15 protein-coding genes are annotated in these 25,418 nt (G+C 46.8%); 14 read left to right on the top strand and 1 reads right to left on the bottom strand.

Annotation, left to right across the window (positions count from 1 at the left end; genetic code table 11):
* Positions 1–125 precede the first annotated feature (125 nt).
* The 7 genes from FS373_RS17125 to FS373_RS17100 all read left to right on the top strand — a co-directional run bounded on the left by FS373_RS17125 (position 126) and on the right by FS373_RS17100 (position 15,139).
* Positions 126–2,060 carry an ATP-dependent DNA helicase gene (locus FS373_RS17125; protein ID WP_322619521.1) on the top strand — a complete coding sequence of 645 codons (1,935 nt, stop codon included), beginning with the start codon at positions 126–128 and terminating at the stop codon, positions 2,058–2,060.
* 277 nt (positions 2,061–2,337) lie between these two features.
* Complete coding sequence (locus tag FS373_RS32060; protein WP_227992907.1) at positions 2,338–2,484, top strand: hypothetical protein; 147 nt, start codon at positions 2,338–2,340, stop codon at positions 2,482–2,484.
* A complete protein-coding gene (locus FS373_RS17120) occupies positions 2,462–8,002 on the top strand; it encodes a PAS domain S-box protein (protein ID WP_152829939.1) in 5,541 nt (1,846 codons plus the stop codon). Before FS373_RS32060 ends, FS373_RS17120 begins: the two co-directional genes overlap by 23 nt.
* A gap of 104 nt (positions 8,003–8,106) precedes the next feature.
* Complete coding sequence (locus FS373_RS17115; protein ID WP_152829938.1) at positions 8,107–12,402, top strand: response regulator; 4,296 nt, start codon at positions 8,107–8,109, stop codon at positions 12,400–12,402.
* Positions 12,403–12,425: 23 nt separating this feature from the next.
* Entirely contained in the window at positions 12,426–13,256 is an 831-nt protein-coding gene (locus FS373_RS17110) for a CheR family methyltransferase (protein WP_152829937.1), read from the top strand.
* Positions 13,249–13,848: a chemotaxis protein CheB gene (locus tag FS373_RS17105; protein WP_144046810.1), complete on the top strand. Its 600-nt coding sequence runs from the start codon at positions 13,249–13,251 to the stop codon at positions 13,846–13,848. The genes FS373_RS17110 and FS373_RS17105 overlap by 8 nt, the downstream gene beginning before the upstream one ends.
* Positions 13,841–15,139 carry a hybrid sensor histidine kinase/response regulator gene (locus FS373_RS17100; RefSeq protein WP_152829936.1) on the top strand — a complete coding sequence of 433 codons (1,299 nt, stop codon included), beginning with the start codon at positions 13,841–13,843 and terminating at the stop codon, positions 15,137–15,139. The genes FS373_RS17105 and FS373_RS17100 overlap by 8 nt, the downstream gene beginning before the upstream one ends.
* 68 nt (positions 15,140–15,207) lie before the next feature.
* Here FS373_RS17100 and FS373_RS17095 read toward each other — a convergent pair whose 3' ends face one another.
* Positions 15,208–16,509: an NAD(P)/FAD-dependent oxidoreductase gene (locus FS373_RS17095; RefSeq protein WP_144046809.1), complete on the bottom strand. Its 1,302-nt coding sequence runs from the start codon at positions 16,507–16,509 to the stop codon at positions 15,208–15,210.
* A gap of 319 nt (positions 16,510–16,828) precedes the next feature.
* Here FS373_RS17095 and FS373_RS17090 point away from each other — a divergent pair, with 319 nt between their 5' ends.
* The 7 genes from FS373_RS17090 (at position 16,829) to tsaB (ending at position 25,368) form a co-directional block, all read left to right on the top strand.
* Complete coding sequence (locus tag FS373_RS17090) at positions 16,829–17,803, top strand: LysR family transcriptional regulator (RefSeq protein ID WP_144046808.1); 975 nt, start codon at positions 16,829–16,831, stop codon at positions 17,801–17,803.
* 210 nt (positions 17,804–18,013) lie between these two features.
* Positions 18,014–19,474 carry an ethanolamine permease gene (eat, locus tag FS373_RS17085; RefSeq protein WP_152829934.1) on the top strand — a complete coding sequence of 487 codons (1,461 nt, stop codon included), beginning with the start codon at positions 18,014–18,016 and terminating at the stop codon, positions 19,472–19,474.
* 157 nt (positions 19,475–19,631) lie between these two features.
* Entirely contained in the window at positions 19,632–20,999 is a 1,368-nt protein-coding gene (locus tag FS373_RS17080) for a glutamine synthetase family protein (RefSeq protein ID WP_144048995.1), read from the top strand.
* A gap of 49 nt (positions 21,000–21,048) precedes the next feature.
* Positions 21,049–22,491, top strand: coding sequence for an aldehyde dehydrogenase family protein (locus FS373_RS17075; RefSeq protein ID WP_227992900.1), 1,443 nt, complete (start codon positions 21,049–21,051; stop codon positions 22,489–22,491).
* 71 nt (positions 22,492–22,562) lie between these two features.
* Positions 22,563–23,735 carry an iron-containing alcohol dehydrogenase gene (locus FS373_RS17070; protein ID WP_152829933.1) on the top strand — a complete coding sequence of 391 codons (1,173 nt, stop codon included), beginning with the start codon at positions 22,563–22,565 and terminating at the stop codon, positions 23,733–23,735.
* 33 nt (positions 23,736–23,768) lie between these two features.
* Positions 23,769–24,467 carry a glutamine amidotransferase-related protein gene (locus FS373_RS17065; RefSeq protein ID WP_144046807.1) on the top strand — a complete coding sequence of 233 codons (699 nt, stop codon included), beginning with the start codon at positions 23,769–23,771 and terminating at the stop codon, positions 24,465–24,467.
* Positions 24,468–24,648: 181 nt separating this feature from the next.
* On the top strand, positions 24,649–25,368 hold the full coding sequence (gene tsaB / locus FS373_RS17060; RefSeq protein ID WP_144046806.1) for a tRNA (adenosine(37)-N6)-threonylcarbamoyltransferase complex dimerization subunit type 1 TsaB: 720 nt from the start codon (positions 24,649–24,651) through the stop codon (positions 25,366–25,368).
* Positions 25,369–25,418: the final 50 nt, after the last annotated feature.

The following is a 25,418-nucleotide window of genomic DNA, read 5'->3' as shown; positions in this document are numbered from 1 at the left end:
CAACATATCACTTCAAGGTTTTCTTTCTTCATTCTCACTTAAATTTATGTTCTTAGCCTTGATGCCTTGTCATAAACAAGGATAATGCCTGATTAATGATGATTTCTAATTTTATAGCCCAATAAGTGAACGCCTTGAGCAGCAGACTGACAATCGACAGTGAGCAAGCCTTCGATGCCGATGGCGTGCTAGCCAGGCATATTAAGGGTTACAGTGCTCGAACCGTGCAAAAGCAGATGGCCTCGGCGGTCAGCTGTGCTATTAATGGAAAAAGTAATCTGGTTGTCGAAGCGGGAACCGGTGTGGGTAAAACCTATGCTTATTTAATTCCTGCTTTGTTAAGCGGTAAACAGATTATCGTCAGTACAGGCAGTAAAAATCTGCAGGAACAGCTGTTTTACAAAGATCTTCCCGCCTTGCTCGACATGTTAACCCTTGCTCCGAAACTGGCGCTCCTTAAAGGTCGCAGTAACTATTTGTGCCAACTGTTATTAGATAAGCAGCTGGAGGCATGTGAATCACATGAGCCTAAGGTATTAGACGACCTGCTACGAATCAATCAGTGGGCGGGACAGACCGGCGATGGCGATCTCGGGGGCTTGACCTCAGTTTCAGAAAATTCAGATGCTTTGCAGCTCATTGCCAGTCAACGGGATAAATGTACCGGAAACAAGTGCGCTCACTATGAAAGCTGTTTTACCCGTAAGGCTAGAGTCCGTGCCATGGACGCTAAGATTATAGTGGTGAACCATCACCTGTTCTTCGCCGATAGGATCCTCAAAGAAACTGGCTTTGCTGAGTTATTGCCCGATTCAGATGTCGTGATCTTCGATGAAGCACATCTGTTACCCGATATTGCAGTGACCTATTTTGGTCAGCAAATTTCAACTCGAAGCTTAGATAGTTTATTGGGACAGATCCTAGCAGTCTATCGAACTGAGCTGAGAGACTCGGCTCAGATTGAGCAGTTAACCTCTCGTTGTATCAGCCGGTTAAATGGCTGGCATCAACAAATGTATGATGTTTTTGAGACCGATTGGCGTCTGTTGATGGGCAATAAAAACATAGCATCGGCCTCCTGGGCAATCATTGAAGAGTTGAAGGCGTTGGAGAGCCTGTTATTCGCGCACATAGGCCGCAGTGAAGCGCTCGATGAATGCACTGAAAAATTGGTGGCTTTCTCGAGTAAGATGGGCGTGTTTTTTCAGTGTGAAAATAATCAAGCCGCTTACAGTATTGACTATGGTTTCAGGTACCTGACGCTGAGTATTGCGCCAATCAATGTCGCCAGGGAATGCGAGAAATTATTTGATGCTCAGACAAGCTGGATATTTACGTCGGCGACGCTACAGATTAACCGAGACTTGAGTCTGTTTACCAAGGGACTGGGCATAGACAAGAGTCTGCAAATAATTTTAGACAGCCCCTTCGATTATCGTTCCAATGCCTTGCTGTGTGTGCCGCGTCATCTGTCTAAGGTGAGCAATCATGAGGCGGCGGCGAGGGAGTTAGTCGATGTCTCTGTAAAGGCCATCAATGCGGCGAAAGGCCGTACCTTCATCCTGTTTACCAGCCATCGTATGATGAACGCCGTGGCCGCTCTGCTTCAAAGCCGTGTTCATTATCCCTTGTTAGTTCAGGGCCAAGGCAGTAAACAAAGTCTGATGAAGAAGTTCAGGCAACTTGGTAACGCCGTATTGTTGGGAACTGGCGCATTTTGGGAAGGTGTGGATGTGCGTGGCAGACTGCTCAGTTGTGTCATCATAGACAAACTGCCATTCGTGTCACCCAATGATACCTTGTACAGAGCCAGAGCCGAGAATGTCTCCCGGGATGGACGAGACCCTTTCACCAGTATCTCTCTGCCTCAGGCGGTTATTTCATTGAATCAAGGCGTCGGTCGTCTGATCCGAGATGAAAGAGACAAGGGAGTATTGATCTTGTGTGATAACCGTATCGTCAACCGCGAGTATGGTGAGGCATTTTTGAACTCCCTTCCTCCCATGAGTCGTACTCGAGACATGGACAAGGTGGTGGATTTTTTACAACAAATTAAATAGCTTGCCCGGGTAAAATATGAGCTGAAAGTGTCATTTTTTATCTCATTCAGTACGTTAAATTTTTACATTAATTCCTCTCTTATGCTCACTTTCTATGCTTTACATTCTCTTCGGTGATCTGAGTATCAGCCTCGAGTGTCTGGCTCCTGCCCAAAATTTAGTTTTATTTACTATGCTTTTAGTTACCGATATACATCATGGATCCTTTCATCTCTGCATTAGAAAGGATGTCATATCACTATCAGCATGCTGAAAATGCATTGTTATAGGTCTCTGGATGACTGAAATACAAACACTATCACAGATTGAATTCACTATAGTTGAACAACTTCAATTCCCTCTCGGTAACGGTGAAGAGGCCATGTTTAAAGGCTGTCGGAGCATTGGCCTGGGAGTGAGTAATGTTGACCAACCTCAAGTTTAGAACACAGTTACTAATCAGTTACGCGGTGATCCTGTCATTTATGTTGGTTATCGCTATGGTCGTTTTCTTTAGTGTTAAGTCTCTGGAAGATGATCTAAATTGGGTCAATCATACTCATGTTGTATTAAATAAAGCGGCAAAAATTGAAGCCATAGCCATAGACATGGAAACAGGGATGAGGGGCTATCTGCTGGCGGGTAAGAGCGAGTTTCTCGCCCCTTATGAGAAAGGAGACAAGATTTTCTATGAGCAGCTTGATTCACTCATGTCCGATGTCGGTGATAACCCAGAGCAGGTGAGTCAGCTTAAAGAAATATCAGCCATTATAGATGAGTGGCACAGTGAAGTGACTAAGCCTGTGATTGCTCTAAGAGCTGAGATAGGCGATGGCAAGTCGATGAATGATATGGCTGATGTTATCAAGGAGGCACGCGGCAAACAGTTTTTTGATAAATTCAGAGTTCAGATAAGTACTTTTATAGAGCGTGAAAAAGAATTATTGGAGAAGAGTCATCGCAAACTTGAGAGCAGTACCAATGCCGCAGATCTTAAGCAACTTGAGAAGTTAGAAGTCCATTCCTATCGCGCGATTACCAAGGCGCAAGTTGTTCTGGCATCAGCGGTTGATATGGAGACAGGTATGCGTGGTTTCCTGTTGTCGGGACAAGAGCACTTTCTCGATCCCTATAAAGAGGGAAGTGTTCGTTTTCATCAGCTGATTAAAGAGTTATCTGTTTTTATTGCCAGCAATCCGCAGCAAGTCTCATTGCTAGTCGAAAGCAAGAACATCATAGATAACTGGATAGGTGAGGTGGTAGAGCCACTCATTGAGTTACGTCGTGAGATTGGTGACGCAAAAACCATGGATGATATGGCGGAGCTTGTGGGGGAGGCGAAGGGTAAGGTTTATTTCGATAAGTTCCGCGTACAAATACAAAAGTTTAAAGATAAAGAGCTCACGCTGTTAGCACTGCGGAAAGAATCCCTGGCAGATACTGAATCTTTGGTCACTAACATTACGATCTACGGCACATTACTAGCCATCTTTGTAGGATTGGGCGTGGCGTTTAGATTAACAAAGCACATAGTGAACCAATTAGGCGGAGAGCCTGCATATATCGCAGAAATAGCCAGAAATGTGTCTAATGGCGATCTGAGTGCCAAACTGGAGGGAGGCGATAACGCTCAAGGTATCTTTGCCGAAATGATGCGGATGGTAGTGACACTAAAAGATAAAACTAATCTGGCACAAAAGATTGCGGTTGGGGAGTTAGATCAAGTTGCCAAGCTAGCTTCCGATAAAGATATGTTGGGTATTGCACTACAGGAGATGCTGAACAATTTAAACAGTGTTGCCGATCAGGCCGATGCGATAGCTGGCGGTGATTTTACTAAGGAGGTGGCGATCAAGAGTGATAAGGACAGATTAGGTACAGCACTGCATGAGATGAAGAGTCAGATAAAGGAGCGTAACACTTCTTTGTCTCGCAGCTTGAATCTTAACCAAGGCATAGTCAACACAGCCATCGATGGCATCATCTCCATTAAGGATGATGGCAGCATAATATCGGTTAATTCCGCCACTGAGAGGATGTTTAAGTATTCCGCCGAGTCACTGATAGGCAAGAATATCAAGATGTTGATGCCTGACCCCTTTCATTCAGAGCATGACGCTTACCTAAGTCGGTATAAATCCACGGGAGTGAAGACTATTATCGGTCAGGGGCGTGAAGTTGTTGCCCTGTGCAGCGATGGCAGTACATTTCCTATCTTTCTCTCGGTGGGCGAAGTGAAGCAAGGTGAAGAGGTGATGTACACCGGATTTATCCGTGATATTAGTGCTCAGAAAAAATTTGAGATGGAGATCTTAAAGAGTGAATCTCTTAATAAGGGACTGATCAATACTTCCCTGGACGCCATCATTTCAATCAGCCCCGAAGGCATCATACTGTCCTGCAATCAGGCAACCGAGATTATGTTCCAATATTTGAGTAAGGAACTGGTTGGCAAAAAAATTAACATCTTGATGCCGAGCCCCTATACCGAAGAGCACGATACTTACCTTAGCAATTACCTGAGCACGGGCGTGAAAAAAGTCATAGGTAAAGGCAGGGAACTTGTTGGTTTGAGAAGGGATGGCAATCAGTTTCCTATTTTTCTGTCTGTGGGGGAGGTTCAGCTTGAAACTGGTGTGGTATTTACCGGTTTCATTCGCGATATCAGTGAGCAGAAAAAATTCGAGCGAGACATGATCAAGAGTGAAACACTCAATCGAGGCATGGTAAACACTTGCTTAGATGCCATTTTGTCCATATCCAGTAAAGGGGTGATCATAGCTTGCAATAGCGCCGCTGAAACACAGTTTCAATATAGTGCGGATGAACTGATGGGGAAGAAGATCAATACTTTGATGCCCAGCCCTTTTACCGAGGAGCATGATGGCTACCTGCATAACTATCTGACCACTGGGGTCAAGAAAGTGATAGGTAAGGGCAGAGAGGTCATTGGCTTGAAGAAAGATGGCAGCACTTTTCCCATGTACTTGACAGTGGGGGAAGTGAAGCAAGGAGATGAAATAGTCTTTACCGGTTTTGTTCGCGATATCACCCAAGCGAAACAATATGAACAGGATCTAAAAAAGACCAATGAAGATCTGCTGAAGCAAAATGAGTTGAAGAATCGAGTATCCATTATTAATGAGTTGACTCAGGGGGCTTCAGAACTTAACACCATGGCCAATGATATTATCTCGGCGTTAGCCGAAATGATGCAAGCAGGGCATGGGGTGCTCTATACCTATGGGGGCGAAGATGATGGCTTGAGTCTCTCCGGGAGCTATGCATTCAAGAAGCGAAAGGTAATATTGCCAAATATTCCCATAGGTGAGGGGCTTGTAGGCCAGTGCGGTAAAGAGAAGAAAACCATCTTATTGACTCAAGTCCCCGGGGATTATATTCAAATTAATTCAGGGCTGGGTGAGAGCACTCCGATGAATGTACTTGTGGTACCCGTCTTATTCGAAGATGATCTGATGGGGGTGATTGAGCTGGCTACATTTCAAACATTCAGTGATGAACAGATCGAGGTCATCGAACTCATCTGCAGTAACCTGGGTATTGTTATCAATAACCTCAGAAGTCAGGAGCGGACACAGACATTACTGCTTGAAACCCAAATGCAAGCGGAAGAGTTACAGGCACAGCAAGAGGAACTGAAAAGTTCAAATGAGAGCCTACTGGAACAGACTCAACTGCTTAAAACCTCCGAAGAGGAGCTCAGACAGCAGAGTGAAGAGCTCAAGGTGTCCAACGAAGAGCTGGTAGAGAAGCAAGTGTTTCTCAAACGCCAAAAAGATGAGATAGAGGTGGCTAAGGTCGACCTCACCATCAAGGCCAATGAACTGGCGCTGGCCAGTAAATATAAGTCAGAATTTCTGGCCAACATGAGTCATGAACTCAGGACGCCTCTCAATAGTTTACTCCTGTTAGCCAAAGGGTTGGCCGATAACAAGAGTCAGCACTTAGATGAGGTTGAAGTCGAAGATGCTAAGATTATTTTCGATGGGGGCAACAATCTCCTCTGCCTCATTAATGACATCATGGACCTCTCTAAGGTTGAAGCGGGCAAGCTCACCATACATATCGAAGAGGTGAACTTGAGTGTGCTTAGCCGTAACCTGAAGCAGGTATTTGATCCTATTGCCAGGAGTCGCAACCTGAAGTTCATCATTAATCTGGATGAAAAATTGCCACAGAGCATTACCAGTGACGGCCAGAGGGTCGAGCAGGTGTTGAGAAATCTACTGTCGAATGCGCTGAAATTTACCGAGACAGGGACTGTTTCTCTCAATATTGGCTACGCTAAAGCCGATACCCAGTTTTCTCATAGCAGTTTGGATGCAAATAAGGCGTTGTCAATTGCCGTGGTCGATACTGGTATCGGCATACCTTCTGACAAGCTCCAGGCCATTTTTGAGGCGTTTCAGCAACAAGATGGCTCTACTAGCAGGAAATATGGCGGAACCGGTCTGGGTCTCACCATCGCCAGGGAGCTGACGCGTCTGTTAGGTGGAGAGATCCAGCTCGAGAGCTCTCCCAATCAGGGCAGCACCTTCACCCTATATTTACCCAGTAAGTTTGACTTAGGTGGCATAGACCCTAAATCTCAGGGTCACAATGAAGCCATTCTGTCTGAGGTTAAATATTCAACAGTGACAGATGAGTCCGGTTCTCAATCAAAGGTCACTTATTCCTCTGCAGGGGATCCAGCCAAGCATGATCCTGTCATGCGGCTTCATCCTGAGTTCATTCCTGATGATAGAAATAACTTACATGAGGGGGATCGCTCTTTGCTTATCATCGATGATGATAAAATCTTTGCCAAGATATTGCGGGATCATGCCCGGGAAAGTGGCTATAAATGTCTGGTTGCCGGTGACGGACGCACGGGGATCTACCTGGCTCAGGAGTATCAACCCGATGGCATCATTCTCGATATCATGTTACCCGATATCGATGGCCACAAGGTACTGGAACAACTCAAGTTCAGTCTCAAGACTCGCCATATACCGGTGGAGATCATCTCGGCGCACAGTGACGATAAAAATGCTGCCTTAGTTCAGGGAGCTATCGGCCTACAAACTAAGCCTGTTAGTCAGGAGCAACTCTTGACGGTATTCGACGAGATAAAGACATTTTCAGCCACCGAGCTGCGTCATGTGCTGGTGGTAGAAGATGATATCGCCAATCAAACCTCTATTATCAGACTGTTGGAGAACAGTGATATCGACATCAAGTGTGTCGATAACGGTAGCCAAGGTGTAGAGGAGATCATGTCGGGTAAATATGACTGCGTCATCTTAGATCTGGGCTTACCGGATTTTAGCGGTTTCGAAGTGCTAAAGCGGATCGATGCCAGTGACCTTGCCCGAGTACCGCCGGTGATTATTTATACGGGCAAAGAGATCACCGATGAGGAGCAAGATGAGCTGAACAGGTACTCATCGACCATAGTCATCAAGGGAGTGGGCTCTGCCGAGCGGTTACTCGACGATATTTCACTGTTTTTACATGATATCGAGTCTCGTTTTTGTGACAGTAGTCGAAAGACCATACATATGCTCCACGATGAAGACTCCATGCTTAAGGGCCGCAAGGTATTGCTGGTCGATGATGACATGAGAAACACCTACGCCTTGTCGAAAAAGCTGATCGAGATAGGCTTCGATGTCGAGATGGCCCATAACGGTAGGGAAGCGGTGGAACAGTTAGAGCAAAATAAAAATTTCGAATTGGTGCTGATGGATACCATGATGCCAGAGATGGATGGTTATGAGGCGACGCGAAAAATAAGGGAAATGAGCGATTACAAGCAAATCCCAATTATAGCGTTAACCGCTAAAACGATGGCCGAGGACAGGGAGAAATCTTTGCAAGCTGGCGCATCCGAGTATCTGACTAAACCTATAGATTTAGAGAAGTTGTTATCTATCATGCGTATCTGGCTATTTAAGCAATAGTGTGGGGATATCTGAACTATGCTTTTAGATATTGATTGAAGGACAGGGACTCTACTGAAGACTTAGCTGAGTTCAAGTAGATTAACGTACAGGTGTGGACTTTCATGGCTGAAATTCAAACTCGATCATTTTTCAAATTCACCATAGCGAAGAAATTGATGCTAGCGGCTGTGCTTAATTTGTCTTTGATGGCCATGGTCGGTTCCTATTCCATGGTCATGATTGGGCTTATAGGCGCAGAGATAGAGGAAGTTTCCAACATAGACCTACCACGAGTACGCAGCCTGACTCAAATTGAAACTCATCTGTTAGAGCTGGAGATCTATTTTGAGAAAGCCCTACGCTTGGCCGAAGAGATGCAGCTGGATAGCCGTGTAGGCGCCGAAGCAAGTCTGTTGATTGCAACTAAAGATTTTAATCATGTAGATATTCAATACCGCGAGTTGTCGGCCAAGATCAATGATGAAATAGATGAGATAGCGGAGGAAGTGAAACATGACATAAAGGCGGCTTCGGCGCAGACTGATGTTGATGCTTTTAAAACAATACTGAGTGGATTAATCAAAATAAAACAGGAGCACCAGCAATTTGAACAAGACTCTTTCACTATCTTGACCACCATAGAATCGGGGGAGTGGGATCACACCATCAGTCAGGCCGTCATAGAAGCCGTTGAGCAAGAGGGGGCGGATCTTGATCATGAACTCATAGCCTTGCGCGAGAAGGTGGAACACCTTATACAAGCCTTACTATCTGATGCCGAAGAAAATGGTAAAGAGGGCTTTAAGGGGATCATTATCTTTGTGCTTATCTCCTTGGTCTTGAGTGTGGTGATCTCTTTTGTCATGGCCAGGTTGATTATTAAGCCCGTTACAGAGATTAAAGCCGTGACCGATGGACTCACCACTGGCGATCTGACACAAAAAGTCTCCTGGAGCAGCGCGGATGAAATTGGTGATTTGTCGGTGTCGATCAATACCATGATAGCGACCCTGAATGATGTTGCTGATCAGGCCGATGCCATAGCCAGTGGTGACTTCTCCAAGGAGATAGTGACTAAGAGTACTAAAGACAGATTAGGCATAGCACTGCATGAGATGAAAGGGCAGATCAAGGAAAGAACCGCGTCCTTGTCAAACAGTCTCAATATTAATCAGGGCATAGTCAACACATCCGTCGATGGCATCGTCTCCCTTCAAGATGATGGCACCATCATCTCGGTCAATGCTGCGACCGAGATGATGTTTAAGTATTCAGCCGAGTCACTCATCGGTAAGAATATCAAGATAATGATGCCTGAACTTTTTCATTCTGAACATGACGATTATTTAAGCCGAGATAAAACGGTAGGACTCAAGGATGCTGTAGGTAAGGGGCGTGAGGCTGTCGCCCTGCGTAGCGATGGCAGTACATTCCCGTTATTTCTGTCGGTGGGCCTGGTTAAACAAGGCAAAGAGGTGATGTATACCATTTTTATTCGCGATATCACTCAAGAGAAACAATATGAACAGGATCTAAAAAAGACCAATGAAGATCTGTTGAAGCAAAATGAGATGAAGAACCAAGTGTCTGTTATCAATGAGTTGACTCAAGGGGCATCAAAGATTAGGGCCATGGCCGATAATATCATCTCTGCGCTAGCCGAAATGATGCAAGCCGGGCATGGAGTCCTCTACACCTGTGGGGATGAAGATGATGGTTTAAGTTTGTCGGGAAGTTATGCATTTAAGAAGCGAAAGGCAATATTGCCAAATATTCCCATAGGAGAGGGACTCGTTGGCCAGTGTGCTAAAGAGAAGAAAACCATCTTATTGACTCAAGTCCCCGGTGATTATATTCAAATTAACTCAGGGCTGGGTGAAAGCTCGCCCTTGAACGTGCTTGTGGTACCCGTATTATTCGAAGACGAGTTGATGGGGGTGATTGAACTGGCATCATTTCAAACATTCAGTGATGAACAGATCGAGGTTATCGAACTCATCTGCAGTAATCTGGGTATTGTTATCAATAACCTCAGAAGTCAGGAGCGGACACAGACATTACTGCTTGAAACCCAAATGCAAGCGGAAGAGTTGCAGGCGCAGCAAGAGGAACTGAAAAGCTCAAATGAGAGCCTACTTGAACAGACTCAACTGCTTAAAACCTCCGAAGAGGAGCTTAAACAGCAGAGTGAGGAGCTCAAGGTATCCAACGAAGAGTTGGAAGAGAAGCAAGTGTTTCTTAAACGTCAAAAAGATGAGATAGAGGCGGCTAAGGTTGACCTCACCATCAAGGCCAATGAACTGGCGCTGGCCAGTAAATATAAGTCAGAATTTCTGGCCAACATGAGTCATGAACTCAGGACGCCTCTCAATAGTTTACTCTTGTTAGCCAAAGGGTTGGCCGACAACAAGAGTCAACATCTGGATGAGGTTGAAGTCGAAGATGCTAAGGTGATTTTCGATGGGGGCAACAATCTCCTCTGCCTCATTAATGACATCATGGATCTCTCTAAGGTTGAAGCAGGCAAGCTCACCATACATATCGAAGAGGTGAACTTGAGTGTGCTTAGCCGTAACCTGAAGCAGGTATTTGACCCTATTGCCAGGAGTCGTAACCTTGAATTCATCATTAATCTGGATGACAAATTGCCACTGAGTATTACCAGTGACGGTCAGAGGGTCGAGCAGGTACTGAGAAACCTGCTGTCGAATGCGCTCAAGTTCACAGAGACCGGCTCTGTCTCTCTCAATATTGGCTTCGTTAAATCCGAAACCCTCTTTTCCCATAGCAGCTTAGATGCTAACGAGGCAGTGTCACTTGCCGTGGTCGATACTGGTATCGGCATACCTACAGACAAGCTCCAGGCCATTTTTGAAGCATTTCAGCAACAAGACGGGTCTACCAGCAGAAAGTATGGCGGAACCGGTTTAGGTCTCACCATCGCCAGGGAGCTGACGCGTCTGTTAGGCGGAGAGATCCAGCTCGAGAGCTCTCCCGATCAGGGCAGCACCTTTACCTTATACTTGCCCAGTAAGTTTGACTCGGATGGTATAGACCCTAAGTCCGAGGGACACAATGAAGCCATTCTCTCTGAGGTTAAATATACAACAGTGGCGGATGAATCTAGCTCCTCATCAAGCGTCACCCAATCCCCCACTAGGAATCCCGTAAAACATGATCCTGCGATGCAGATCCATCCCGAGTTCATCCCCGATGACAGAAATAGTTTACATGAGGGGGACCGTTCTTTACTTATCATCGACGATGATAGAATTTTTGCCAAAATATTGCGGGATCATGCCCGGGAAAATGGCTACAAATGTCTGGTTGCCGGTGATGGACGTACGGGGATCTACCTGGCACAGGAGTACCAACCCGATGGCATTATTCTTGATATCATGCTACCCGATATCGATGGCCACAAGGTACTGGAACAACTTAAGTTCAGTCTCAAGACACGCCATATACCGGTGGAGATCATCTCGGCCCACAGTGACGATAAAAACGCTGCCTTAGTTCAGGGAGCTATCGGCCTACAAACTAAGCCTGTCAGTCAGGAGCAACTTTTAACCGTATTTGACGAGATAAGGGCATTTTCAGCCACCGAGCTGCGTCATGTGTTAGTGGTAGAAGATGATATCGCCAATCAAACGTCAATCATCAGACTGTTGGAGAATAGTGATATCGACATCAAGTGTGTCGATAACGGCAGTCAGGGAGTCGACGAGATCATGTCGGGTAAATATGACTGCGTCATCTTAGATCTAGGCTTACCGGATTTTAGTGGTTTTGAAGTGCTAAAGCGGATCGATGCCAGTGAGCTTGCTCGAGTACCGCCGGTGATCATCTATACGGGTAAAGAGATCACCGATGAGGAGCAAGATGAACTGAACAAGTATTCATCCACTATCGTCATCAAGGGGGTAGGTTCTGCCGAGCGGTTACTCGACGATATTTCACTGTTTTTACATGATATCGAGTCTCGCTTTTGTGTCAGTAGCCAAAAGACCATACATATGCTCCACGATGAAGACTCCATGCTTAAGGGCCGTAAGGTTTTGCTGGCCGATGATGACATGAGAAATACCTACGCCCTGTCGAAAAAATTGATCGAGATAGGCTTCGATGTCGAGATGGCCCATAACGGTAAGGAAGCGGTGGAGCAGCTAGAGCAAGATAAAAATTTCGAATTGGTGTTGATGGATACCATGATGCCTGAGATGGATGGTTATGAGGCGACGCGAAAAATACGGGAAATGAGCGATTACAAGCATATCCCTATCATAGCGTTAACCGCTAAGGCAATGCCCGAGGATAGAGAGAAATCTCTCCAAGCTGGCGCTTCGGAATATCTGACTAAGCCGATCGATTTCGATAAATTACTGTCGATTATGCGGATTTGGCTGTTTAGAAACTAGATTTTGGGGATGTTATCTTGATTATGAAACCCGAAGATATAATTGAGTTTGAAGTCAATCAACTGCTTGAGGCGATACATTTCCGTTATGGCTATGATTTTCGTGATTATTCCAGAGCCTCTCTGGAACGAAGGATTTTAAATCGAGTTCAGCTATCGGATCTTGACTCTGTGTCCGACATGGTGCCTAAAATTTTACATGATCCGGATTTTTTCGATCTCTTTTTACGGGACATGTCGGTGACTGTGACCGAGATGTTTCGTGAACCTCTGGTGTTCAAGAAGGTACGTCAAAAAGTTTTTACTCAGCTCAAAACCTACGCAAGAGTCAACATCTGGCATGCAGGTTGCGCGACGGGAGAGGAGGTCTATTCCATGGCTATCATGCTCAAGGAGGAGGGGCTGCTGGAGCGTACCCGGATTTATGCCACCGATTACAATAATCATTCTCTGGAGATTGCCGAGAAGGGGATTTATCCCGCCGAAAAAATAAAACTATTCACGCAAAATTATCTGGCATCCGGCGGCAAGGCCTCATTTGCCGATTATTATCAGGCAAAATTTAACTCGGCTAAGATGGCAGAGTCGCTCAAAGAACATATCACCTTTGCCAACCATAATTTAATGAAAGATCAGGCCTTTGCCGAGATGCACCTGATCGTGTGTCGCAACGTGCTCATCTATTTTAACCCCAGGTTACAAGATAGGGTTCTCAGCCTGTTTAAAGAGAGTCTGATCCCCAGAGGCTTTCTCTTGCTAGGGGATAAGGAGACTCTGGAGTTCAGTCAGGTAAAGTCCTCATTCGAGGAGTTTGCTACTAAGGAGCGGATATTCAGGCGGCTCATTCATGTATGAGGCCATGGTCATAGGGGCTTCTGCCGGTGGGTTACATGCATTGACGGCTATCTTGCCGCAACTTCCCTGTGATTATCCTTTGGGGGTTCTTATCGTTCAGCACAGATGCAGGCAAGCAGATAATTTTTTGGTGGAGTATTTAAATGACAGATCAGCTGTGGTAGTCAAGGAGGCTGAGCCTGGTGAGGCTATACAGCCTGCTCATGTGTATATTGCGCCCGCCGGTTATCATCTGCTGGTGGAGCGGGATAAAACTTTGAACTTGAGCATAGATCCACCAGTGAATTATTCTATCCCTTCAATCGATGTATTGTTTCAATCGGCGGCGGCCTGCTACAAGAATCATCTGATTGGGCTTATACTTACAGGAGCTAATTCTGATGGAAGTCTGGGTTTGAAAATGATCAAAAATTATGGCGGTTTCGCCATAGTACAAGATCCTCAAACTGCCGAGGTCGATGTGATGCCAAAAGCTGCTATAGACATGGTCGTTGTCGATAGGAAAATCCCCTTAGATAAGTTGGGGCATTATCTTGCTAAGTGTGATTTTAAGCCTGAGTTTAGTGTGGCTAAGGACCATTTACATGAATGAGTCCTGTCCTAAAATTCTGATCGTCGATGACGAGCCCAATAACCTGCGTGTTTATGAGCGTATTTTAGCCCCCCTAAACTTAGACTTTACGAAAGCCATGTCCGGTCATCAGGCGTTGGCGGTGGCTCATAAACATGATTTCTTTTTGATCTTGATGGACGTGCAGATGCCCGGCATGGATGGTTTCGAAGCGGCTTCACTTATCTTAGAGCACCCGAAAACCTGCCATATCCCCGTTATCTTCATTACCGCATTTGCCCGTGATGAGGCCTTCGAGTTTAAGGGGTATATCAGCGGCGCGGTAGATTATCTGGTGAAACCGATTAATGATGAGATTTTGAAGAGTAAAGTGGGGGTGTTTCTAGAGCTCTATAAAGAACGCCTTAGATTAGATAAGGCTTATGAGACGAAGAAGAAGGCCGAAGAGGAGCTGAGAGTACACAAGGAAAACCTCGAAGAGTTAGTCAAAGACAGGACCAAGGAGCTACAGGAGTCCATGGAGCACTTGATATCGGCGCAAGATAAGCTAGTCAAAGCTGAAAAAATGGCGTCCTTAGGTCGATTGGTGGCCGGGGTGGCTCATGAGCTCAATACGCCGATTGGAATTTGTGTTACAGCATCTTCCTTTATGCAAGGGGAGACGGGGAGATTGAGTCATGAGTTTAATGAGGGACACTTGTCACATGAAGAGATGTCCGGATTTTTCGATGCCGCTGTTCAGTCATCTGAGATGATTTTATCGAATCTGAACAGAGCGTCTAAGCTGATAAAAGACTTTAAACTCGTGGCAGTCGATGTGTCATCAGAAGAGCTAACCACATTTAATCTTATGTCCCATGTCGATGACAGCATTACTGAAATATTGCCTGAGTTAGATTTAATCCATCATCAAGTGAGTATCGAAGGTGATAAAGACTTGAGGGTGACTACATACGCAGAAACCTTGAAATTAGTACTCAAAAATTTACTGCTTAATGCCATCACTCATGCCTTTGAGCATGATACGAATGGAAAGATCATGATTCACATTGCCCGAACAGAGGACAGGGTGATAGTTCGTTTTAAAGATGATGGCAAAGGCATGTCTGCGGAAACCGTGTCTATGGTCTTTGAACCTTTTTATACGACTCGTAGAGGCTCTGGGGGCAGTGGGCTTGGTTTATACATAGTGTTTAATCTGATCACTCAAGTGTTAAAAGGCGATGTGCATTGTAAGAGCCAGCTGGGCGAAGGTACTGAGTTTAAGATCACCTTTCCGATTGAGAGAGATACCGATTTATTTGGTAATTAAAGCCATTACTTTGATCGTTTTATGCCCTCATTGTCATTGAGGGCATACATTATTTGTAAAATATTATTTTAGTGTAACTTCATTCGAGGTCTGACTACCCTCATCAATTTTTCGGCTAGCCACAGAGCGATAGTTTTAAACGTCCCATGTATGGCTTTTTGATGCATGCGGTAAAGAGAGATATATACCAAGCGGGCGATCTTGCCCTCGATAAACATACTGTTCTTGGTTAAATTCCCCATCAGGCTGCCGACTGTGCTGAAACGAGACAGATTGACCAGGGAGCCATGATCCACATAAATGTATGATTCCAGTGACTCTCCCTTGAGTTCATGTAGGATGTTTTTCTCGACGCACTGTGCCATCTGGTGAGCGGATTGTGCTCTTGGTGGCACGAAGCTACCATCGGCCTGTTGGCAGGCACAGCAATCACCGATCACATAGATATCATCATTGATGGTGCTGAGTAAGTTAGCCTTAACCATGATCTGGTTGGCTCGGTTTAACTCAAATATCTCGATATTTTTGATAAAATCAGGGGCCTTCACCCCAGCGGCCCACAACATCAGGTTGGCTTCGATGAGTTCACCTTCGGCTGTGACAAACCCTGCGGTACTCGCTTCACTTATGCGGGTATTTTCCATCACATTGACCCCAAGCTTACTTAGCTCACGCCTTGCTGACGTGGCTATGCGTTCGGGGAGTGCGGGAAGGATGCGCGGACCCGCTTCAATCAGATGAATATTGAGTTTTTCTTTGGTCATCTTGCTCAGGCCATAGATTTTCAATAGTTCAGTAACATGATAGAGCTCAGCCGACAGCTCAACACCAGTCGCGCCGCCTCCGACGATAGCGATATTGAGCTCATTGATGGACTCAGATTGATGCACGCGAGTAAAGCTGTCTAACAGGGCATGATGAAACCGATTGGCCTGTTGATGAGAGTCGAGGAAGAAGCAATGTTCTCTCACTCCAGGAGTATTGAAGTCATTGCTGACACTGCCGATGGCGATGACTAATTTGTCATATTGAATTTGACGCTCAGGTAACAGCACTTTACCCCTGTCGTCTGTGATTGGGGCGACCTTAATCAACTTATTATCGGCATCGAGATCGCAAAACGTCCCAAGTTGAAACTGATAGCCATGTTTTGCCGCATGGGCAGAGTAAACCACTCCATCGAGATCAGAATCCAGAGAGCCTGTGGCCACTTCATGAAGTAAGGGTTTCCAGATATGGGTTCTGTTTTTATCGACGAGCACTATTTGGGCGCTGTTTTTCTTGCCAAGCCTGTGGCCTAATTGAGTCGCTAGCTCTAACCCTCCGGCCCCACCACCGACAATGACAATTTTTGGACATGATGACTTCATTATGCGTTCCTTAATTACAGCACTGTTAACCTTGCTATCGATAGCTTGATTTTTCACAGAATGGATTTTTCTTCGAGACACTAATTTATTAAGTACTGATCTATAGCCTAATTATGTTGTCGTATATCACACCTTAAGTCATGGTTATAAACTCTGTTGTTTTAGGTTTATCCAGTGTTATCTGCTTAATTGGTGTCGTGATATCTTCAGCAAGGTGAGAGACTGGGAGTTCAATTTACGATTTTTGAGTAATAAAGCTACTAAATAGATGAGTTTCATGGCATGTTTTTTATTCATCCCAACGGATCTTCAGGTATGAGTGCGATCATTTGACTTCGATTTAAAAGCCTTGCAGGTATTTGTTATGACTGCGCAAACAGGCAACATGACTGAAACGGCTAAGCGCCTGGGCCTGACTCAATCTTCGGTGTCACAGACCTTGTCGGTGCTTGAGAAGGGGGTGAATGCCAAGCTGCTGGATCGCAGCATACGTCCCGTAGGCCTGACTATTGCCGGGCGATATTTTTTCGACCAATCCTCTCATCTCTTATCTCAAGCGGAGCAGACTCAAAGAGTGATCGCTCAAGGCAGTTTCGAGCAGCTGCATCTGGTGCGTATTGCCTTAGTGGACTCATTGGCCACAGCTTTGGGGAAACCCTTAATAGAGGTGGTGAAACGACGCACAGAGAACTGGACATTAACCACGGGTCGCTCAAACATGCATGCCGATGCCTTGCTGTCTCGGCAACTCGATATCATCATCTCGGATGATGCCCTCGAAGATAACGACGATATCTGTCGATATCCGATTCTTTCAGAGCCATTCGTGCTGGTGGTTCCTGCAAATTTTCAAGTGTGTGGGGCGAATCAACCTTCGCTGCAACAAGTTAAACAGCTTGAGAAAGAACTCGATTTTGTCCGTTATACCCAAGACTCACTCATTGGCATCTGCATCGAACGTTATCTTAAGCGTCTCGCTATAGAGCCAAGTTTGCGGCTGCAACTGGACAATACTTTTGCTGTCTTGTCTATGGTCGCTGCTGGTATCGGTTGGACGATAACCACTCCCTTATGTCTATATCAGAGTGGCATAGGCCTGGATCAGGTTAAATGTCTGCCTCTCCCAGGGAAAGCGCCTCTACATCGTCAATTGACTCTAGTGTGCCGCCGGCATGAGTTGGGGGATCTGCCTCAGAAAATGGCCGAGGACAGCTGTGACATCATGCGGCAGAGTTTCTTGCCTGAATTAGAAGAAGATCTGCCCTGGCTGGTCGCAGGGATCAACATAGGTTAGTGAGAATAGGCTGATATTTGAGGTAAGTAGTAGATAAAATTTGAGAAGGAATTCGCCCTAGTATTAAGAATTTTAATACTAGGGCGTTAGTACAAATGATTGTTGTTGTCCAATTGGCTGGAGGCCATTAGGTTCGATGAAGCGTTAATTTACCACGAGTTAACACGCGTCTATCGGGCCATTTCGCAAACCAAGATAAAGGGAAGTGTCATGTCACAAGAATCAAAGCAAGAGACAGTAACCAGTACCCAAAGTACCGGCATCGAGAATAACGCCGTTTCCGATGAATACTTGAGTAAGAGGCAGCTGAAAAAAGGGGTCGCGGGCTGGATAGTGCTCGCTAGCCTTGGGGTCTCTTATGTTATTTCAGGAGATTTCGCTGGCTGGAATTTTGGCTTAGCCTTGGGCGGTTTTGGCGGCATGTTTATCGCGACCTTAGTGATGGGTTTGATGTACATCTGTCTGGTATTGAGTCTGGCTGAGATGTCTTCTTCTCTGCCCACGGCAGGAGGTGGCTACAGCTTTGCCCGCCGGGCCATGGGTCCCTGGGGAGGCTTCTTGACCGGCACCGCGATTTTGCTGGAATATGCCATCGCCCCAGCCGCTATCGCTGTGTTTATCGGCAGTTATGTTAATGAACTCATAGGTATCGACGGCCCCATTGTCTACGCTGCTTTCTATCTGACCTTTGTCGGGTTGCATCTGTGGGGAGCGACTCAGGCATTGCGGATCATGATGGGAATAACCTTACTTGCGGTTATCGCGATAGGGGTCTTTGCCTTTTCTATGGTGTCTCATTTCTCCGTGGACAACTTGTTTGATATCGCGGCTAACCCAGATGTTGCTGGTTCGAGCCGTTTTCTACCCGAAGGCTACATGGGGATCTGGGCGGCGTTGCCATTTGCTATGTGGTTGTTTCTCGCAGTGGAAGGTGTGCCATTAGCGGCCGAGGAGGCTACGAATCCGGCGAAAGACATGCCCAGAGGTATCATAGCTTCTATGCTGGTGTTAATCGTATTTGCTGCCGTGGTGCTATTACTGGTACCCGGCGGGGCAGGTGCTGAGGCGATGAAAGCACATGGTGCGCCTCTGGTTGGCGCTCTCCAATCTGTCTATGGATTAGATTCTTTCGCGGCAAAGTTTGTCAATGTCGTCGGTTTATTTGGCCTGATAGCCAGTTTTTTCTCTATCATCTACGCCTACTCCCGTCAGGTGTTTGCACTCTCCCGCGCCGGCTATATTCCTCGCTTCCTGTCGCTGTCGGGTCAGCGTAAAGTGCCTGTGTGGGCCTTGATTGTTCCCGGCATCTTGGGCTTCTTGCTGTCCTTATCCGGTGAGGGGGACCTGATGATCACTATGGCGGTATTTGGCGCCACTATCTCCTATGCCATGATGAGCCTGTCTCATATCATTCTTCGTAAGAAAGAGCCCAATCTCGAACGTCCCTATAGGACTCCCGGTGGCATCATTACCTCTGGAATTGCACTTGTGCTCTCTCTTGTCGCCCTGGCATCGACCTTTATTGTCAGCCTGCAAGCCGCGGCTTGGTCAGCACTCTTCTATTTGATCATGGTGACCTATTTCGTGCTCTATAGCCGACATAGACTGGTGGCCTCGGCTCCCGAGGAAGAGTTCGACATCATTTCATCTGCCGAATCCGAGCTTAACTAAATCTACAGCTAGAGTGACTGCAGCTCATTGTTCTTATACTAATATTTAGTTATCAGTTAGGCGATGAAGTCAGTCATTAAGGGGTGAGTCAGTGTGATTGGCTCATTAGCCTGTTGGCCTGCTAATAATAAAAGGAAGCATGACTATGCAAACAAGAATGCAAGCGAGAGAAGTAAAGAATGTGGCCGATGCCATGGCCATCATCGAAGAGCGAGGCTTGAGTCATGTAAAAGTCGGTGTATTTGATAATGATGGTGTGATGCGCGGCAAATATATGTCTAAGTCTAAGTTCTTCGCTTCATTAGAGAAGGGCTTCGCTTTTTGTGATGTGGTGCTTGGCTGGGACATGAAAGATCAACTCTATGACAATGCCAAATACACAGGTTGGCACACCGGCTACCCGGATGCGGCAGTGAGGATTTTGCCCCATACCTGTCGCGATGTGGTCGATGAGCAAGGTATGTTGCTGTTTATTGCCGAATTTGCCCAAGAGGCTGAAGTCGTCTGCCCCCGTGGCACCCTGAGGCGGGTGATTGAGAAAGCAGACAAAATGGGTTTTAAGGCGTTCGGAGCGCTGGAATATGAGTTTTTTCTCTTCAATGAAACGCCGCATTCAATTCGTGAGAAACACTACCGTAATTTAGAAACCGTGACACCAGATTGGTTTGGTTACTCGATGATTCGTAATTCGGTGCATTCGGACTTATATGAGGCCATTCTCTCCATGGGTGAAACCATGGACTTTCCCATCGAAGGAATACATTCCGAGACGGGTCCTGGTGTTATCGAGGCCGCCATCGCAGTGGACGGCGTCGAGGCTGCGGCCGATAAAGGCGCGCTATTTAAGACTTATATGAAGGTGTTGGCACAGAAACGCGGCTTGATGGCCACTTTTATGGCGAAATGGTCAGGTGATTATCCCGGGCAGAGTGGTCATATTCACCTCTCACTGCAGCATAAAAACGGTCAGTCGGCATTTTTCGACCCCAGTCAGCCCCACAATATGAGCAAGAACCAGCGTCATTTCCTCGCTGGACAACAGCAGCTGATGCCGGAATTTCTGTGCATGATAGCCCCAACCATCAACAGCTATTCCCGTATGGTACCCGGTTTTTGGGCACCCACCGACGCAACTTGGGGGGTGGAGAACCGTACCACGGCATTAAGAGTCATCCCGGGCAGTGCCAAGTCCCAGCGAATCGAATATCGATTGGGCGCCGCAGACGCTAATCCTTATCTCGCTCTAGCCGCTGCGCTGGCCAGCGGTTTATACGGCATAGAGCATCAACTAGAACCTCAGGCTCAGGTCAAAGGTAACGCCTATGAACAGGAACATGATGTGTCCTTGGCATTGCCTGCCACCCTGTGGGATGCCGCGCAGCGATTTAAGCAATCCAAGGCGGCGAAAGAGTGTTTCGGTGAGCAGTTTGTCGAGCACTTTGCCATCAGCCGGGAGTGGGAAGAGCGAGAGTTCAGGAAGCATGTTAGCGACTGGGAGATGGAGAGGTATTTCGAGATTATCTAGTCGTCTATGAGCATATGTATGTACATTTTTAGTGGGAGTTCAGTGCTAAATGAATATGTCGCAGCAAGTGAAAATATCAGATGAAACCAGCAAGGTCGTTATTCAGCAGACCATCTCGCCTATCGATGCCAGTGTCTATGTGACTCGACACTTGGCCGACACGGAGCAGGTGTCTGCCTGTGTGAAGCGGGCAAGCCAGGCTTTTAAAGGCGCAGATACAGGCTGGAAACAGACTTCGCTGGAGAGACGAAAAGCCCTGTGTCAGTCGGCTATCGATATCTTAGTGAGCCATAAAGAGGAGATAGCTCAAGAGCTGAGTTGGATGATGGGGCGTCCGGTCCGCTATGGCGCTGGCGAGCTCGCCGGCGTCGCCGAGCGTAGCGAGTACATGATAGGCGTATGTGAGCAAGCGTTGGCGGATATCGAATGTGAAGATAAACCTGGTTTTACTCGCTATATAAAGCGAGAAGCATTAGGTGTTGTGCTGGTGATTGCGCCCTGGAATTACCCTTATCTCACCGCCATCAACGCTATTATTCCTGCGCTGCTGGCGGGTAATTGTGTGATCCTCAAACATTCGGCTCAGACCCCATTGTGCGCGGAGCGTCTGTTTCAGGCGTTTGAACAAGCCGGGCTCCCCGAAGGCGTGTTTCAGTATCTGCATATGAGTCATGAAAATACAGCAAGCCTTATCGCCGATAACAGAATCAGTTATGTGGCCTTCACCGGCTCGGTATTTGGCGGAGAGATGGTGGAGAAGGCCGCTCTGGGGCGTTTTATCGGTGTGGGGCTCGAGCTTGGGGGGAAAGATCCCGCCTATGTGCGCCAAGACGCCGATATCGACAAGGCGGTCGAGGCCTTAGTCGATGGCGCCTTCTTCAATTCGGGTCAGTCATGCTGCGGCATCGAACGTATCTATGTGCACCACAGTGTTTATCAGGAGTTTGTCACTAAGGCCGTGGCGTTAACCAAGCAATACAAGTTAGGACGCGCCGATGATAAGCGTGTGACCTTAGGGCCTTTGGTGAGGCGAGAGGCGGCCGACTTTGTGCGCGGGCAAATCCAGGAGGCTTTGGCCCAAGGCGCCGTCGCTCATATCGATGAATCTCAGTTTGAATGGAGCCAAGCGGGGAGCGCTTATCTGGCGCCGCAAATTTTAACCCATGTGGATCATCAAATGCGGTTGATGACAGAGGAGTCCTTCGGTCCCGTAGTTGGGATCATGAGTGTCTCAGGCGATGATGAAGCTCTGGAGCTGATGAACGACAGTGACTTTGGCTTAACGGCGAGTATTTTCACCCAGGACATTGAGAAGGGGATCGAACTCGGTGAGTGTGTTGAGACCGGCACCTTCTTCTTAAATCGCTGCGATTACTTAGATCCTGCGTTGGCCTGGACTGGCGTGAAGCAGTCGGGCCGAGGCTGCACCTTATCACAGCTTGGATTTGAGTCATTTACTCGACCTAAGTCGTTTCATATCAAGCACGGTTAGTGCTGAGTTCTGCGCAGGTGTCGCGATGTTGAACTCATGTGTTTAATACATAAGAATTAAGGAAGCTGTCTATGTTATTGCAAGCCAATTGGAATTACCCCACAGATATCACGGTGGGCGAGGGCTGTATCAAACAGGTTGCTACTTGTTGCCTCGAGCTTGAGATGACCCAGGTGTTACTGGTGACAGACCCGGGATTAGCCAAGCTGCCCATGGTGCAAGAAATACTCGACATTTGTGTCGGTGCGGGTCTGGTTATCGAGGTCTTTTGCGATATTCAGGCTAACCCGACGGGGGGGAATATTCGCAGTGGCGTCGATGTGCTCAACAGTGGCAAGTTTGATGGTGTGGTGGCGCTGGGCGGCGGTTCGAGTTTAGATGCGGCCAAAGCCATCGCCTTGATGGCAAAGCAAAGCATTACCTTGTGGGAGGCTGAAGATGTAGGCGATAACTGGCGTCAAATTAATGGGAGTTTGATGTTACCTGTGGTGGCAGTGCCTACAACCGCAGGCACAGGCTCCGAAGTCGGTCGGGCCTCGGTGATCACTGATACGGATGGAGAACGGCATGTGAAACGCATTATTTTTCATCCCAATATGATGCCTGCCAAAGTATTACTGGACCCTAGGCTGACAATAGGCTTACCCGCCCATATTACCGCCGCCACTGGCATCGATGCCTTATCTCATAATCTGGAAGCCTATTGTGCCCCCTTTTACCACCCTATGGCGGAGGGCATCGCCATCGAGGCTATCAGCTTGATTAAAGACTTCTTACCCAGGGCCGTGGCCAATGGTGAAGACATAGAGGCCAGGACGCAGATGCTGGTCGCATCCTGCATGGGCGCCACCAGTTTTCAGCGTGGCCTGGGGGGAATGCATGCCTTAGCGCACTCTCTCGGCGCCTTATACAACAAGCATCATGGCTTGTTAAATGCGATCTTGATGCCCTATGTCTTATTAAGAAATAGAACCGAGATTGATACTCGTATCACCAGACTCGCCGGTTATTTAGGCTTAAAGGATCCAAGCTTCGATAGTTTCCTCTCTTGGGTACTCGAGCTTAGACAAGCATTGTCTATACCAAATAGTTTGAGTGATATAGGCATTAATCTGGATGATGTTGTGCTCGTGGGGGAGATGGCTGCAAAGGATGCTGCGGCAGGAGGAAACCCCATACCCTTAACTCCGGTGCAATACTCTATTTTATTCAGTGACGCGGTTAAAGGTCAGCTCTGCTCTTGAAAGAGGCGAAAAACACCTCTTGGAGGACACAATATGATAATTGGAATTTTGCAATGTGATGATGTGACTGAAGAGTTGCAGGTGCGCCATGGCAATTATCCTCGGATGTTTACTCAGTTGTTTGAGGCGGTAGAGGAAGATATTCAATTTAAGGTGTATCGTGTGATTGAGGGAGAATATCCTCAGTCTATCCATGAATGCGATGCCTATATCACCACCGGCAGTCGTTTCGGGGTCAATGATGTCCATGAGTGGATTAAAGCACTCGAGGACTTCGTTATCGAGTTATACCAATCTAATAAAAAATTGGTCGGGATCTGTTTCGGCCATCAGATGATAGTTAAGGCATTAGGCGGTGTGGTGGAAAAGTCAGTGAAAGGTTGGGGAGTCGGCGTCAGCACCACAAGGGTGCAGCAACAACAGCAATGGATGGGTCAAGGTCAAAATGAAATATCTCTGGTGGTGAGTCATCAAGACCAAGTGATGCAGTTGCCGACTGACTCACAGGTCTTAGCATCGAGTGAGTTTTGTCCCTTCTACATGATACAGATTAATGAGCATTTTTTAGGAATACAGGGTCATCCGGAATTCAGTAAGCGTTATTCATATGATCTTATGCAGGCTCGGCGAGGCAGAATCCCCCATGAGCGTATCGAAGCAGGCATAGAGTCACTGGACTTGAGGGTTGACGATAAATTAGTGACCCGCTGGTTGATCAACTTCTTAAAGTAATCCTTATCCATACGGTTTGCTTGATTTCTGGCCGTTAAATCTATGTTTAGCCGTTTAATTCCCCCTTAGCCGCCGACAAGTGAATATCACATAGGTTATAATGTTCAATTTGCACGTCGTCTTGCTGAGCTTATCTAGGCTCTTCGAGGCGTGATTTTAGCCTTTTTGTTTGTGGTAAGAGATGACAGATATACAGAAAACCTCCGATGAGCTCACCATACTTTCACTAGACACCTGCACCGAATCTTGTTCGGCGTCTTTGGTGAGCAACGGCAAGACATATCATGAATTGGCGATAGTGCCTCGTGAACACAGCCAGCGTATCTTGCCTATGATAGACAGTGTCTTATCTCAAGCAAATATCAAGATTGCCGATGTGGATCTTATTGCCTATGGTCGCGGTCCGGGCAGCTTCACCGGGATCCGTATCTGCACCAGCATGACTCAAGGTCTGGCCTTAGGACAAGATATTCCGGTGATTGGCTTATCTAGTCTACAGACCATGGCACAAGCCGTATATGACGATCAAGGTGGCGAGCAGATCGTCGCTGCCATCGACGCCAGAATGGGTGAAGTCTATTGGTGCCAATTCGTGATTAAAGAGGGTATCGCGGAGGCTGTTAGCTCTGAGGTGGTGATTGCCCCGGATTTAGTGACCTTAGCACCGGATACCCAAGGCGCTATCCTGGCCACTGGTACGGGATTCGATACCTATCCTCAGCTACTCGAACTATCGAATGAATTAGTGCCTGCGGATAACATCAAGTTTCCCGATGCTAAATCGATGTTAGCGCTGGCAAAACAGGGTTATACTCGAGGACTATCGACCTCTGTCGATGAACTGGCACCTGTGTATGTACGCGATACGGTTACCTGGAAAAAATTACCGGGACGTGAGTAGCTTATACCAGTATTTAAGGTAAGCTTAATCTGTTAAAAGCCATTACGGAA

It is taken from the genome of Shewanella sp. YLB-07 (genome assembly GCF_009377275.1).
The sequence above is the reverse complement of the archived record's forward strand: the minus strand, read 5'-3'. Positions and strand labels throughout refer to the sequence as shown.